Below are 13,483 nucleotides of genomic sequence, written 5' to 3' on the forward strand. Positions count from 1 at the left end.
CGGTGAAGGCCTCAGATCACGATGTGGGTGATTCGCACACCATGCCAACCATTCGTCCGGACGATCACCTCAGGACGCGCCTTCGGACACACCTTCGGACGCACCTCGGACACGCCTCGGACGCTCCCCACGACCCGCCGCTCCCCCGGGGGCGGCGACCGCCTCACGACAGCAGCAGCCGCGTCCCCGGCGGCAGCTCACCGGCCCGGGCCGCGTCGCGCAGGTGCGCCAGCAGCGTCGCGCGCAGGGCGGCGGCCGCCCGGGTGAGCGGCACCTCGTGGCCGTGCGCGACGGCGATGGTCCGCCCCAGCCCGGGCCCGGCGAACGGGGTGACGGCCAGCCCCGAGCGGGCCGCCACCATGCCCGGCAGCACGGCCGGCCCGAGCCCGGCCCGGACGAAGCCGAGCACCGCGTCCATCTCGCCGCCCTCGACCGCGAACTCCGGCTCGAACCCGGCCGCCCGGCAGGCCGCCAGGGTGGCCTCGCGGAGGTCGTAGCCCTCCCGGAACATCACCAGGGGCCGCCCGCGCAGCTCCGTCACCCGGGCCTTGCGCCGGGCCCGCTCCTGCGCCGCCCCTTCCTCCCGCGCCGCGACCAGCACCAGCTCCTCGTGCAGCAGCTCGGTGACGTCCAGGGCCGGCGCGGCCTCCCCGCTCGGCGGGGTGATGATCAGCGCGAGGTCCAGCTCCCCCGCCACCAGCGTCCGGACCAGGTCGCGCGAACCGCCCTCGCGCACCATCAGCGCCACCCCGGGGTGGCGGTCCCGGAAGACCCGCAGCACGTCCGGCACCAGGCTGGTGCACAGGCTCGGCGGCGCCCCCAGCCGGACCCGGCCGCGGCGCAGCTGGACGGTCTCCTGGACGGCCAGCCGGGCGCTCTCGGTGTCCGCGAGGATGCGCCGGGCCAGCGGCAGCAGCGCGTCCCCGGCGTCGGTCAGCGCGATGTTGCCGCGGGTGCGGTGGAACAGCTCGGCGCCCAACTCCCGCTCCAGCGCGCGGATCTGTTGCGAGAGTGACGGCTGCGCGACGTGTGCCGCCTCGGCCGCCCGGGTGAAGTGGCGGGTCTCGGCGACGGCCAGGAAGTAGCGGAGTTGCTGGAGCTGCACCCGGCCAGGATAGGCCGCCCCGATAGGCACCGGCTATCGTCACGAGCCGCATCATGTCTTGGACGCACCCACGTGGGCGTTCCTACCGTGGCTGCCATGACAACCGCGACTCGGACGGCCCGGCATCCGTCCACCCTGGCGACCCTGTGGCGGTCGACCGTCGGCAAGAAGGCGGTCATGGCCGTCAGCGGACTGGTCATGCTGCTGTACCTGGTCGCGCACATGCTGGGCAACCTCAAGGTCTTCTTCGGCCCGGACGACATCAACGGCTACGCGGCCTGGCTGCGCACGCTCGGCCAGCCGTTCCTGGGCCACGAGTGGTTCCTCTGGATCGCCCGGGTGGGCCTGCTCGCCGCGGTGGTCCTGCACGGCGTGGCCGCGTACCAGCTCAGCCGGCGCGACCTCGCCGCCCGGCCGAGCAAGTACGTGCACCGGCGCCGGCGGGCGAGCTACGCGACCCGGACGATGCGCTGGGGCGGGGTGATCCTGGCGCTGTTCATCGTCTGGCACATCCTCGACCTGACCACGCTCACCGTGAACCCGGCCGCCGAGCACGGCCACCCGTACCAGAACATCGTGGCCTCCTTCGGCAACTGGTACAGCTGCGTGATCTACATCGTGGCGATGCTCGCGGTCGGCCTGCACGTCCGGCACGGGTTCTGGAGCGCCGCGCAGACCCTCGGCGCCAACAACGCCCGCCGGGACAAGGCGTTGAAGCTGACCGCCAACGGCCTGGCACTCGTGCTGACCGTGGGCTTCCTGTCCGTCCCCGTGGCCGTGATGACCGGAGTCGTGAAGTGAGCTACCTGGACTACACCGTCGGCGAGCCGGTCGCCGACACCAAGGCCCCCGCCGGGCCGATCGAACAGCGCTGGGACCAGCGGCGGTTCGACGCCAAGCTGGTCAACCCGGCCAACCGGCGCAAGCACACCGTGATCGTGGTCGGCACCGGCCTGGCCGGTGGCGCGGCCGGCGCGACGCTCGCCGAACAGGGCTACCACGTCGTGCAGTTCTGCTTCCAGGACTCGCCGCGCCGCGCCCACTCGATCGCCGCGCAGGGCGGCATCAACGCCGCCAAGAACTACCGCAACGACGGCGACTCCGTCCGCCGGCTCTTCTACGACACCGTCAAGGGCGGCGACTTCCGCGCCCGCGAGTCCAACGTCCACCGGCTCGCCCAGGTCTCGGTGGAGATCATCGACCAGTGCGTGGCCCAGGGCGTCCCGTTCGCCCGCGAGTACGGCGGCCTGCTGGACACCAGGTCCTTCGGCGGCGTGCAGGTCTCCCGCACCTTCTACGCCCGCGGCCAGACCGGCCAGCAACTGCTGCTCGGCGCGTACCAGGCGCTCTCGCGCCAGATCGCCGCCGGCAACGTGGAGATGCACCCGCGCACCGAGATGCTCGACCTGCTGGTGGTCGACGGCCGGGCCCGCGGCGTCGTCGCCCGCGACCTGGTGACCGGCGTGGTCTCCACCCACACCGCCGACGCCGTGGTGCTCGCCACCGGCGGATACGGCAACGTCTTCTACCTCTCCACCAACGCCAAGAACTCCAACGCCACCGCCGTCTGGCGGGCCCACCGGCGCGGCGCGTACTTCGCCAACCCGTGCTTCACCCAGATCCACCCGACCTGCATCCCGCGCTCCGGCGACCACCAGTCGAAGCTGACGCTGATGAGCGAGTCGCTGCGCAACGACGGCCGGATCTGGGTGCCCAGGGCCAAGGGCGACACCCGGCCGCCGGCCGAGATCCCCGAGGCCGAGCGGGACTACTACCTGGAGCGGATCTACCCGTCCTTCGGCAACCTGGTGCCGCGCGACATCGCCTCCCGGGCCGCGAAGAACGTCTGCGACGAGGGCCGCGGCGTCGGCCCCGGCGGGCAGGGCGTCTACCTGGACTTCGCCGACGCGATCCGGCGGATGGGCCGCGACGCCGTCGCCGCCAAGTACGGCAACCTCTTCGACATGTACGAGCGGATCACCGCGGAGGACCCGTACCGGGTGCCGATGCGGATCTACCCCGCGATCCACTACACGATGGGCGGGCTCTGGGTCGACTACGACCTGCAGACCACCGTGCCCGGCCTGTTCGCGATCGGCGAGGCCAACTTCTCCGACCACGGCGCCAACCGGCTCGGGGCCAGCGCGCTCATGCAGGGCCTGGCGGACGGCTACTTCGTCCTCCCGCCGACCCTCAACGACTACCTGGCCCGCAACCCGCTGCCCGCCGTCCCCGCCGACCACCCGACGGTCGCCGCGGTGGAGGCCGAGGTCGAGGACCGGCTGAACCTCATCCTCGCGGTGAACGGCGACCGGACGCCGGACTCCTTCCACCGCGAGCTGGGCGAACTGCTCTGGGACGAGTGCGGCATGGCCCGCGACGAGGCCGGGCTGCGCCGGGCGCTGGAGCGGATCCCGCGGCTGCGCGAGGAGTTCTGGCGCCGGATCAAGGTGCCCGGCACCGGGCAGGAGCTCAACCAGTCGCTGGAGAAGGCCAACCGGCTGGTCGACTACTTCGAACTGGCCGAACTGATGTGCCTGGACGCCCTGCACCGGGCGGAGTCCTGCGGAGGCCACTTCCGCACCGAGAGCCAGACCGAGGACGGCGAGGCCGCCCGCCGGGACGAGGCGTTCTCCTACGCCGCCGCCTGGGAGTTCACCGGCACCGGCACCGCCCCGGTCCTCCACCGCGAGCACCTCGACTTCGAGTACGTCCACCCCACCCAGCGGAGCTACGCATGAACCTCACCCTGCGCATCTGGCGCCAGGCGGGCCCGGACGCGGCCGGCTCGATGACCACCTACCGGGTCAGCGGGATCAGCCCGGACATGTCCTTCCTGGAGATGCTGGACACCCTCAACGAGGAGCTGATCACCCGCGGCGACACACCGGTGGCGTTCGACCACGACTGCCGGGAGGGGATCTGCGGCGCCTGCGGCATGGTCATCAACGGCCAGGCGCACGGGCCGGAGCGGACCACCACCTGCCAGCTGCACATGCGGCACTTCGAGGACGGCGACACCATCGACGTCGAGCCGTGGCGGGCCGCGGCGTTCCCGGTGGTCAAGGACCTGGTGGTGGACCGGTCCGCGTTCGACCGGATCATCGGCTCCGGCGGGTACATCACCGCCCCCACCGGCAGCGCCCCCGACGCGCACGCCACCCCGGTGCCCAAGGAGGCCGCCGACACGGCCTTCGAGCACGCCGAGTGCATCGGCTGCGGTGCCTGCGTGGCGGCCTGCCCGAACGGCTCGGCGATGCTCTTCACCTCGGCCAAGGTGGTCCACCTCAACGTGCTGCCGCAGGGCGCGCCGGAGCGCGGGTCCCGGGTGCGGAACATGGTCGCCGCGATGGACGCCGAGGGCTTCGGCGGCTGCACCAACACCGGCGAGTGCGCGACCGCCTGTCCGAAGGGCATCCCGCTGCCGAGCATCGCGGCGATGAACCGCGAGTTCCTCCGCGGCGCCGCCGGCTGACCGCGGGCGGCCGCGTCGCCCACCCGTCCACGCTCCTCCGGGGCGCGCGCCGTCCCGCCGCGCGCGCCCCGGAGGAGTGGTGGTTCGTCAGACCGCTGCTCCGTCCCCGGAATTCGCGCTACGGTGGTCCCCGCGCCAAGGAGGGTCATATGCCTGAGGTTCAGGCCTGCACCGGGTGTGGTGGGTCCGGGGGGACCCAGAAGACCGAGGCAACGGTCGAACTGGACGAGGAAGGGAGCATGGTGGCGAAGCTCAACACCTTCTGGTCACCATGCGGTCGGTGCCACGGATCCGGGACGGTGATCGTCGGATGAGAATGGTCTTCGAGTGCGTCGAGTGCGGCAGCCACTACCTGCCGCCGGAGGAGATGGTGTACCCGGACGGGCCCGCCTCCCCCGTCTGGTGCACGCCCTGCCACACGGACAAGCGGGCGGCGGGCGTCCACGAGGACCCGCTGCTCGCCCGGGTGGCGCTGGCCGCCGCGCGGGCCGCGCTCGCCCGGCGGGCGGCGGAGGAGGCGCCGCCGGCGCGCTCCGACGTCCGGCCGTCGCGCCCCCCGCGCTCGCGCCGCGCCCGCTCCGGGCCGGGCGCGCTGCGCAGCCGGCTGGGCTGAGACCGCGCCGAGGCCGGGCTGAGGCCGGGCTGAGGCCGGGCTGAGGCTGAGGCCGGGCTGAGGCTGAGCCCGGCGAAGTGCCCCGGGCCGCGGGTCGGTTTCGACACCACAGCACGGTTCGGGACGACACCACGGTTCGGGACCACAGCACGGTTCGGGACCACATCACGACACCGCGGCAACGCCGCGGGTCAGAACAGCGCCTCCTGGGTGTCCGCCTCCTGCGGGCGCAGGCGGGGCCGTACGGTCAGGCCCGAGGCGGCGCGACCGGGTGCCGGGGTGAGCGTCCAGCCGGTGAGCAGGCGGGTGTCGAGCAGCAGCGGATCGGCGTCCTCGGGCTGGTCGAGCAGCAGGTAGCGCCCGATCGGCGGGCGCAGCGTCCCGGCGACGACCGCGCCGTCGGCCAGCGCGTCGATCTGCCCGTAGGCGGCCGGGGCGCCGTCGGCCAGGCCGTAGAGTGCGACGTGGTCGGTGACGGGGTGGCCGGGCAGCAGCTCCACCGCGTGGCCGTCCAGCAGCCGGTGGGCCCGTTCGCGGGCGTCGGTGAGCACGGTGCGGCGGTGCGCGGCGTCGCCGTGCCGCCACCAGTGCTCGGTCTTGGCCTTGCCGGTGAACCGCTCGCGGGCCAACCCGGAGGCGGCGACGGTGAGTTCGGCCCGGCGGACGGCGGGTAGGCTGCCGCGGGCGGCGAACGTCCAGGCGAGCGCGCCCTGTTCGAGCAGCCGGTTGGTGCCGCGCTGCTCGGCGGTGAGCCCCACCTTCAGCAGGCCCTCGCCGAACCAGGCGAGGTAGAGCCGGTAGGTGCGCCCGTCGTCGAGGATCTGGTCGCGGGCGAGCGCCAGCCCGCGGTCGACGCTCTGGCAGGCGGGGCACTGGACGGCGCCGCCGTCCGGCTCGATGACGGCGTGGTGCGGGCAGGGCGTCCGTTCGGTGGCCCCGGCCAGCCAGGCGCCGGTGCAGCGGCGCGGTCCGGTGAGCAACCAGCCGACGGGTACGCCCGGCTCGGCCACCCGCTCGTGCCGCCGCCGCCCGTTGACCGCGCTCAGCACCGGCCGCCCGTCCTGCCAGTGCAGCCCGGTGGAGATCCAGCCGCCCGCCGCCGCCCGCGGTGCGTTCACGCCCACGCCGCGCCCTCCCCTCGCCAGTCCTCCGTCCACGGACCTGCGAGGGTACCCGCCGCCTCGGACAACCGGGGCGGCGGGCACCTGGGCGGGGCGGGCGGTGCGAGGAGACGGCTGGGGTCAGCGGACCAGGGTCGTCACCCGCAGGTGCGGGGCCGAGTCGATCTCGGCCTCGGTGAACCGTTCCGTCACCCACGCCTTGCGGGCGAAGAGGCGGGTCTGGTCGGTGTAGTGCGGCGAGGCCGGGTTGGCGGACTGGCCGTAGGTGAGCAGGGTCCGGGTGCGCGGGCCCCGCGGTGTCAGCTCGGTGGCCATCACGAAGGTGGAGCCGTGCGGCACCGCCGCCAGGTCCACCGGCCGGGTGCCGCCGCCCTCGCCCGAGGCCGGCCCGGCGGTGAGGACGTTGAAGCAGCCGTACCCGCCGCCGCAGCCGTTCAGCGGGATGCCCGCCCAGCGCTGGACCAGGCCGATCGGCGCGTCCGGCGGGAGGCCGTCGCCGGCCAGCTGCCGGACGGCGTCCGCCAGCGCGCGCTGCGCGGCCAGCATGGCAGGCGATGATCATCTGCAGGCACACCTGGGCGCGCGGTCCGATCCGGGTGCCGTTGTCTTGAAGTGTTCTCCCCCCGTGAACGGAGGGAGACTCCGTCCTACCTTGCGGTGGGCGGCTTGACGCGGTGTGCACGCCTGACGACTGCCCTTCCGGCAGCCGGGACGAGCGCATGGCCCGTCCGGTACAGGTGCAGGATGTTCCGGGCCGCGTTGTGGTCGGCGTTGCCGGACCAGCCGCAGCCGGTGTTCCTGCACACGAACAGGGCCTGGGACTCCCGGCTGCCGGGCGTGGTGAACCCGCATGCCGAGCAACGCTGCGAGGTACCCGGAGCAGGGACCTTGGCAAGAATGCCGCCGTACCGGGCGCACTTGTACGTCAGCATGGTGACCGTACGGCCCCACGCCTCGGCGTGGATGGCCCGGTTGAGGCCGGATTTCTGCGCGACGTTCGTGCCGGGCTGCTCGATGGTGCCCCTGGCAGACGTGACCATGTTCGCGATCTGCAACTGCTCCACCACGACCGTGCCGTACTGCTCGGCGATGGCAGTGGTGGTCTGGTGCTGCCAGTCCTGGTGGCGTCGCTTGGCTCTCGCGCGCAACCGTGCGGCCTGATCATAGGTGTTGGCGAGACGACACGAGGTGTGTTCGCCGGGCTTGCGGTGTGCCTTACGCCGTGCGGCGCGCTGCTCCAAGCGCAAGAGTTTGGCCTGTTCCTTCTCGGTCAGCCACTGGCCGTGGTGCTGGTGGTTGCCGTCCGACAGGGCGAGCGGCACCGTGATCCCTGCGTCGATGCCCACCTCGGGACCCGTGTGCGGCGCGGGGACGGCCTCCGTGGCTTGGATCCGGAAGGCGATGTGCCAGCCGAGCACGTCCTTAACCAGCCGTGCTCCGGTGATCCGGTTCTCCGCGTCGGCACGCTTGCCGACAGGCAGGTCCTTGGTCCAGCGAAACCGTACCCGGCCGACTTTCGGTAGCTGGACCATGCCCCAGCGGCGGTGCACCCTCACGATGTTCAGGTCACGGCCCTGCGGAATGTCCACCGCCATCGGCGTACGAAACCGCGCCTTGAAGCTCGGCTCGTCCGCCCGGCCCTCCCAGCAGTTCCGCCACGCCTGCACGTACGTCTTGAGCACGGCCTGCGCGGCCTGCGCCGGGAGCACGGCGTACCAGTCGATATCCCTACGGGCCTGACGCAACACCTCATCCATCCGGGTCAGCGATCGCTGGCACTTCGGCGTCATCGACCACAGGTCGTGTAACTGGTTCCACATCGCCCGCGCCGCATGTGCCTGCGCGTCGATCCTCGCGGACTCCTCACGGGTCAGCACGAGCCGGGCACGGTGCCCGAACTGCCGCCGCTCCATGGCCTCTCTGCTCATGGCGAGCAACCTAACAGGAGGGTCTGACAGAGCCATCGGACATCGCTCCGCCGAAGGCCGTCCGCCTCCTCCGGTCGGCCGGCTGGTCCAGCAGTCGCTGGACGGTGCCGGCCTCGCGGAGCCCGCGGTGGTAGGTGTCGCTGGCCAGGTTGGGGATGGTCCGGTCGTCGACGGAGGCCCCGTCGGGGCCGAAGTAGCGGGACCGCTCGCCGCGCAGGGTGACCACGTGGTCGGCGAGTTGGCACAGGTTGTCCTGCGCGAAGGCGTAGCCGTAGCCGTAGCCGAGCCCGCCGAAGTCGCGGGCGACGATGTGCGGCACCCCGTACTCGGTGCGCCGGATCTTGGCGGTGTACCCGCCGCCGCGTTCCTCGCCCCGGTCGGGCCCGGCCGCCTGGGCGGGCAGCGGCGCGACCGCCACCGCGGCGACCGACGCGAGGCAGAACGCCACCGCCCCGGACCTCAAGCGCCGCAGTAACGGGCCGGACTGACGGTTCATCACTTTCCTGTTCGCTGTCATGGCGATCAGGCTTTCCTGTCTGGCGGCCGCCCCGCATCGCTCCTCCGGGCGAATCGCGCACGGGCCGGTAGACCTCTGGACGTACACCACCCGTAGGGGGTGCCGGGAGGGGTGCGGGAATTGCCCGGGGTACGGGAACTGCCCGGGGTACGGGGACTGCCCGTGCGGGAATTGCCGGGGCGCCGGCGGGAGCGCCGCTGGTACGGTCGCCGCATGATCGACGACGCCGCTGCCGACACGCCCGCTCCTGCCGGTCCGGTCACCCCGGACGACCTCGCCCTCGCCCTGCGCCTTGCCGCCGGGACGCTGCGCGGCGCGCCCGCGGACGCGGACTGGTCGCGGCCCGCCGGGGCGGTGGACTGGGACTGCTGGGCCACCGTCGAGCACCTGGCGGACGACCTGCTCGCCTACGCCGCCCAGCTCGGTCCGGCCGCGCCGCCGCAGGACCGGTACGTACCGTTCCTGTCCGTTCGTCAGTTCCCGGACGGGCCGAACAATTTCGTCTTCGCGCAGCGCGAGTCCGGTCCGGACGGGCTGATCCAGGTGCTGGAGGCGAGCGGCGCGCTGATGGTCGCGATGGCCCGCACCGCCGCGCCCGGAACCCGCGCCTATCACCCCTGGGGCCTCAGCGACCCGGCCGGGTTCACCGCGATGAGCCTGCTGGAGACGCTGGTCCACCTGCACGACGTCGCCCAGGGGCTCGGGCTCCCGTGGCAACCGCCGGCCGGTCTCTGCGCCCGTACGCTCGCCCGGCTCTTCCCCGACGTGACGCCCGATGTCGACGCCGGCCCCTGGCCGACCCTGCTCTGGGCCACCGGCCGGGGCGACCTCCCCGGGCGCCCGCGCCGCACCGGGTGGCGCTGGTACGCGGAGGTGCGCTGACGCGACCGGGGGTCCACCCGCCCATTCCCCGGCGGGAATTGGCGCGCCGTCCGGCTCCGGCGAGGATCGGTGCCAGCCGATCACCGCCGCTCCGGGAAGGACCACCCCCATGCGCTCGTACCGTCTCGACAAGCCCGGCCACCCCGACGGGCTCGCCCTGCACCACGCCGAGCCGCCGGCTCCCGGGCCCACCGAGGTGCTGGTGAAGGTGCACGCCGCCGCGCTGAACCGCCGGGACGCGCTGATCCTCTCCGGCCGCTACCCGCTGCCCGCCCGGCCCGGCGTGGTCGCGCTCAGCGACGGCGCCGGCGAGGTGGTCGCCACCGGCGCGGCCGTCAGCCGGGTCCGCCCGGGCGACCACGTCACCGGCAGCTACTTCCCCCGTTGGACCGACGGCCGGCTCCGGCCGGAGCTCGCCGACCAGCTCGGCTGCACCGTCGACGGCCTGCTCACCGAGTACGCCGTCCTGGACGAGCAGGCGTTGGCCGTCCTGCCGAAGGAGCTCGGCTGGGCCGAGGCCGCCTCGCTGACCTGCGCGGGCGTGGCCGCCTGGCGGGCCCTGACCGGTGGTGCCCCGCTGCTGGCCGGCCAGACCGTGCTCACCCTGGGCAGCGGGGACGTCTCGCTGTTCGCCGTGCAGTTCGCGCGGATGCACGGTTGCCGGGTGATCGCCGTCAGCGGCAGCGCGGCCGGGGCCGAGCGGCTCGCCGAAGTCGGCGCGGACCACGTGATCGACTACCGGCGCACGCCCGAGTGGTCCGCCGAGGTGCGCCGGCTGACCGGCGGCGAGGGCGCCGACCTGGTGGTCGAGACCCACGGGCCGGCCACCATCGAGCAGTCCGTCCGCGCCACCTCGCTGTACGGGCAGATCGTGCTGCTCTGGGTGGTCGGCGAGCAGCCGGCCGCGCTGCGGATCACCGACGAGGCGTACGCGGGGTCGCTGGCGACGATCCGCCGGGAGTTCGTCGGCAGCCGCGCCGACCTGGAGGCGGTGGTCCGGGCGGTCGGCACCCACGGCCTGCGGCCGGTGATCGGCCGGGAGTTCGGCTTCGACGAGACGCCCGCCGCCTACCGCCACTTCCTGGACCGCGGCACGGTCGGCAAGACGGTGATCCGGGTGGCCTCCTGAGCCCCACCGCCGCTCGGCCGGGTTCCGGCAGGCGTGGTTCCGCCGCGCTCCGCCCTCCGTCGCGGGGCCGGCAGCTCCGCAGGTCATGGGTGCTTGGCCGGTCCGCCCGTCCACGTTCTATTGTGGCGGGCGCGGCGGCGGCGCGGCCGGGAGGCGGCGCGCGGGGTGCCGCTCGGGCGTGAGCGAAGGGGTGGGACCGTGGCGGGGCGGCGGAACGACGGGGTGCTGGCGGTCTGGGCGGAGGCGCAGCGGCAGGAGCAGCGCCGGGAGGAGGCCCGCTGGCGTGCCCAGGCGGCCGAGCAGCGCCGGCAGGAGCGCGAGGCGCGGGAGGCCCAGCGGGCCGCGGCGCGGGGTGAGCGCGAGGCGCTGCGGGCGTACCAGCAGTCGCGGGAGGCGGAGGCGGCCCGGCGGACGGCCGAACTGGACGCGCGGGTCGAGGAGTTGCGAGGGCTGCTGGCGGCCGGGCTGGCCCGTCCGGCGTTCCGGCCGCAGACGCTGCTGGCGCCGCGCGCGCTGCCCGCCTTCGAGCCGGGCCGGCTCGGGGAGCCGGTGCCGATGCCGGACCAGGCGCACTACCAGGTGCCGCCGCCGGACGCGGTGCAGGCGCGCAATCCGGCGGTCTGGCGGCAGTACGAGCAGTACGTGGCGCAGGCCCGGGCCCGGTTCGAGCAGGACTGGTACGCGGCGCAGGCGGCCGAGGCGGACCGCCAGCGGCGGCTGGCCGAGTACCACGGCCAGTACCTGGAGTGGGTGGCCCAGCAGCGCCGTCAGGACGAGGAACGGGCGGCCGGCACCCAGGAGTTGCTACGCCGGCTGCGGGCGGGCGAGGCGGAGGCGGTGCAGGAGTACTTCACCGCCGTGCTGTACGCCTCGGCGGGCTGGCCGGAGGGCTTCCCGCACCGGCTGGTCGCGGCCTGGGAGGCGTCGACCCGCCAGCTGGTGGTGAACTGGGAGCTGCCGGGCGCGGACGTGGTGCCGGCCGCGGCCCGGGTGCGGTACGTGAAGACGGACGACCGGGAGGCCGAGGTGGCCCGCCCGGCCACCGAGCGCAAGGCGCTGTACCGGGAGGTCATGGCGCAGAGCGCGCTGCGGGTGGTGGCCGAGCTGTTCCGGGCGGATGGCGACGGCCTGCTGGCCTCGGTGGTGCTGAACGGCTTCGTCCACGGCATCGACCCGGCGACCGGCCGGGAGGCGGAGCGGTTCCTGTCGACGGTGACGGTGGACCGGGGCGAGTTCTCCGGGCTGGCGCTGGACCGGGTGGCGGCCGTGGAGTGCTTCCAGGGGCTCGGCGGCACGCTGTCGGCGCGGCCGGAGCGGCTGGACGAGGTGCGGCCGGACCGGCTGCCGGAGACGGTCGGCGGCAGCGTGGCCGGGCAGGGCGGCGAGGAGGAGCCGGACCTCTTCGAGATGGACCCGATCGAGTTCGAGGAGCTGATCGCCGAACTGTTCCGGTTGCGCGGCTTCCGGGTGATGACGACCGCCCGCAGCGGGGACGCCGGGGTGGACGTGGTCGCCGAGGACCTCGATCCGGTGACCGGCGGACGGATCGTCATCCAGGCGAAGCGCTACCGTTCGACGGTCTCCCCCACCGCCGTCCGGGACCTCGACTCGACGGTCCGCCACCACGGCGCGATCAAGGGCATCCTGGTGACCACGGCGGGCTTCGGGCCCGGCTCGTACGACTACATCCGCAACAAGCCGCTGACGCTGGTGAGCGGGCCGGAGCTGGTCGAGCTGCTCGCGGAGCAGGGCCTGCGCGGCCGCCTCGGCGACGGGAGGGGCGGGCACTCGGCGAACGGCGGGAACGGCGGGAACGGCGGCCGGCCCGCCCCCGCCGAGGCCGGCGGCGACGGGCCGGCCGAGCGTCCGAGCAGCCTGCGGCTGTCCTGGCAGAGCCGGACGGCCGGCGGGGACGCGGTGGAGCTGGACGTCTCGGCGTTCCTCTGCGCCGGCGGCACGGTGCTGAGCGACGAGCACTTCGTCTTCTTCAACAACCCGCAGGACCCGGACGGTGCCGTGCGCCTGCACCCGACCCGCTCGGTGCCCGGCGAGCCGGTCCGGGCGGCCGAGCTGACGGTGGATCCGGGCCGGCTCCCGGCGGCGGTGGACGCGGTGGTGATCGCGGTCTCCACCGAGGAGGAGGAGCCGCCGGCCCTGCCGCTCGGCTACGTGCACGGGCTGGCCCTGACCGCCGCCTACGGCCCGGGCGCGGCCGGGCCGGAGCGCTGGGCGGCCGCCACCGGCGGCGTGCCGGACACCGCCCTGTTGGTCGGCGCCTTCCAGCGCAAGGGCGGCTCCTGGCAGTTCACTCCGGACGGGACGGCGGTGGCGGGCGGCCTGGCCGGCCTGGCGGTGCGCTGGGGCGTCGCGGTGGAGTAGGGCGTCTGACAGAGGAGTAGGGGGCGTCTGACGGACACGCCCCGGCCGGGCTCCCGCCGCCCACGGCCTCGGGGGCAGGTGTCATACCCGAGGAGGACATCGCCCCTCGCCGTCCCGCCGGGACGGCGGGGGTCCACCGTACCCCCGGCTGACAATTCCGGCCGGCGCGAATCGGAAGAATGGGATGGAACCCGATCATCCGATTTTCCGTTTCCGCAGGAGATTCCCCGTGACGATGCCCGCAACCGCCGTCCGCACCGGCCGGGCGGCCGCCCGCGCCACCGGCCTGAACAAGGTCTACGGGGAGGGGGAGACCCGCGTCGTCGCCCTCGAC

Annotated in this window: 12 protein-coding genes and 1 pseudogene; 8 read left to right on the forward strand and 5 right to left on the reverse strand. The window is 74.1% G+C overall.

Annotated elements, in window-relative coordinates; translation table 11 throughout:
• Positions 1-163: 163 nt before the first annotated feature.
• A complete protein-coding gene (locus ACFVHB_RS04895; protein ID WP_380315141.1) occupies positions 164-1,105 on the reverse strand; it encodes a LysR substrate-binding domain-containing protein in 942 nt (313 codons plus the stop codon).
• A gap of 96 nt (positions 1,106-1,201) precedes the next feature.
• On the opposite strand from ACFVHB_RS04895, the gene ACFVHB_RS04900 reads away from it, so the two are divergent.
• From ACFVHB_RS04900 to ACFVHB_RS04915, 4 genes are all read left to right on the forward strand, one after another.
• Entirely contained in the window at positions 1,202-1,906 is a 705-nt protein-coding gene (locus ACFVHB_RS04900) for a succinate dehydrogenase cytochrome b subunit (protein WP_380315144.1), read from the forward strand.
• Entirely contained in the window at positions 1,903-3,846 is a 1,944-nt protein-coding gene (locus ACFVHB_RS04905; RefSeq protein WP_380315147.1) for a fumarate reductase/succinate dehydrogenase flavoprotein subunit, read from the forward strand. Before ACFVHB_RS04900 ends, ACFVHB_RS04905 begins: the two co-directional genes overlap by 4 nt.
• The gene (locus tag ACFVHB_RS04910; protein WP_380315150.1) at positions 3,843-4,580 is read left to right on the forward strand and encodes a succinate dehydrogenase/fumarate reductase iron-sulfur subunit; all 738 of its coding nucleotides are present in this window, start codon (positions 3,843-3,845) and stop codon (positions 4,578-4,580) included. The genes ACFVHB_RS04905 and ACFVHB_RS04910 overlap by 4 nt, the downstream gene beginning before the upstream one ends.
• A 310-nt stretch (positions 4,581-4,890) precedes the next feature.
• The gene (locus ACFVHB_RS04915; protein ID WP_380315153.1) at positions 4,891-5,193 is read left to right on the forward strand and encodes a hypothetical protein; all 303 of its coding nucleotides are present in this window, start codon (positions 4,891-4,893) and stop codon (positions 5,191-5,193) included.
• Positions 5,194-5,384: 191 nt separating this feature from the next.
• On the opposite strand, the gene ACFVHB_RS04920 is transcribed toward ACFVHB_RS04915, so the two are convergent.
• The 4 genes from ACFVHB_RS04920 to ACFVHB_RS04935 all read right to left on the reverse strand — a co-directional run bounded on the left by ACFVHB_RS04920 (position 5,385) and on the right by ACFVHB_RS04935 (position 8,690).
• A complete protein-coding gene (locus ACFVHB_RS04920) occupies positions 5,385-6,317 on the reverse strand; it encodes a DUF2797 domain-containing protein (RefSeq protein ID WP_380315156.1) in 933 nt (310 codons plus the stop codon).
• A 117-nt stretch (positions 6,318-6,434) separates the two neighbouring features.
• Complete coding sequence (locus ACFVHB_RS04925) at positions 6,435-6,860, reverse strand: penicillin acylase family protein (protein ID WP_380315159.1); 426 nt, start codon at positions 6,858-6,860, stop codon at positions 6,435-6,437.
• Between the two features lie 101 nt (positions 6,861-6,961).
• A complete protein-coding gene (locus tag ACFVHB_RS04930) occupies positions 6,962-8,242 on the reverse strand; it encodes an RNA-guided endonuclease InsQ/TnpB family protein (RefSeq protein WP_380315162.1) in 1,281 nt (426 codons plus the stop codon).
• A 10-nt stretch (positions 8,243-8,252) separates the two neighbouring features.
• Positions 8,253-8,690: a penicillin acylase family protein gene (locus ACFVHB_RS04935; RefSeq protein WP_380315165.1), complete on the reverse strand. Its 438-nt coding sequence runs from the start codon at positions 8,688-8,690 to the stop codon at positions 8,253-8,255.
• 282 nt (positions 8,691-8,972) lie between these two features.
• Between ACFVHB_RS04935 and ACFVHB_RS04940 the strand changes: the two genes are divergently transcribed.
• The 4 genes and pseudogenes from ACFVHB_RS04940 to ACFVHB_RS04955 form a co-directional block, all read left to right on the forward strand.
• Positions 8,973-9,641 carry a maleylpyruvate isomerase N-terminal domain-containing protein gene (locus ACFVHB_RS04940; RefSeq protein WP_380315168.1) on the forward strand — a complete coding sequence of 223 codons (669 nt, stop codon included), beginning with the start codon at positions 8,973-8,975 and terminating at the stop codon, positions 9,639-9,641.
• A 109-nt stretch (positions 9,642-9,750) separates the two neighbouring features.
• Complete coding sequence (locus ACFVHB_RS04945) at positions 9,751-10,770, forward strand: NAD(P)-dependent alcohol dehydrogenase (RefSeq protein ID WP_380315171.1); 1,020 nt, start codon at positions 9,751-9,753, stop codon at positions 10,768-10,770.
• A gap of 198 nt (positions 10,771-10,968) precedes the next feature.
• Complete coding sequence (locus ACFVHB_RS04950) at positions 10,969-13,149, forward strand: restriction endonuclease (protein ID WP_380315174.1); 2,181 nt, start codon at positions 10,969-10,971, stop codon at positions 13,147-13,149.
• Between the two features lie 235 nt (positions 13,150-13,384).
• Positions 13,385-13,483 (forward strand): annotated as a pseudogene (locus ACFVHB_RS04955) (ABC transporter ATP-binding protein); the annotation flags it as partial.

The organism is Kitasatospora sp. NPDC127111 (assembly GCF_042677465.1).
GTDB lineage: Bacteria > Actinomycetota > Actinomycetes > Streptomycetales > Streptomycetaceae > Kitasatospora.

Bases quoted from the DNA above. Each gene is read 5' to 3' on its own strand.
- ACFVHB_RS04900 (WP_380315144.1), top strand. From the start codon at position 1,202: ATGACAACCGCGACTCGGACGGCCCGGCATCCGTCCACCCTGGCGACC.
- ACFVHB_RS04910 (WP_380315150.1), top strand. From the start codon at position 3,843: ATGAACCTCACCCTGCGCATCTGGCGCCAGGCGGGCCCGGACGCGGCC.
- ACFVHB_RS04915 (WP_380315153.1), top strand. From the start codon at position 4,891: ATGAGAATGGTCTTCGAGTGCGTCGAGTGCGGCAGCCACTACCTGCCG.
- ACFVHB_RS04925 (WP_380315159.1), bottom strand. From the start codon at position 6,860: ATGCTGGCCGCGCAGCGCGCGCTGGCGGACGCCGTCCGGCAGCTGGCC.
- ACFVHB_RS04930 (WP_380315162.1), bottom strand. From the start codon at position 8,242: ATGAGCAGAGAGGCCATGGAGCGGCGGCAGTTCGGGCACCGTGCCCGG.
- ACFVHB_RS04940 (WP_380315168.1), top strand. From the start codon at position 8,973: ATGATCGACGACGCCGCTGCCGACACGCCCGCTCCTGCCGGTCCGGTC.
- ACFVHB_RS04945 (WP_380315171.1), top strand. From the start codon at position 9,751: ATGCGCTCGTACCGTCTCGACAAGCCCGGCCACCCCGACGGGCTCGCC.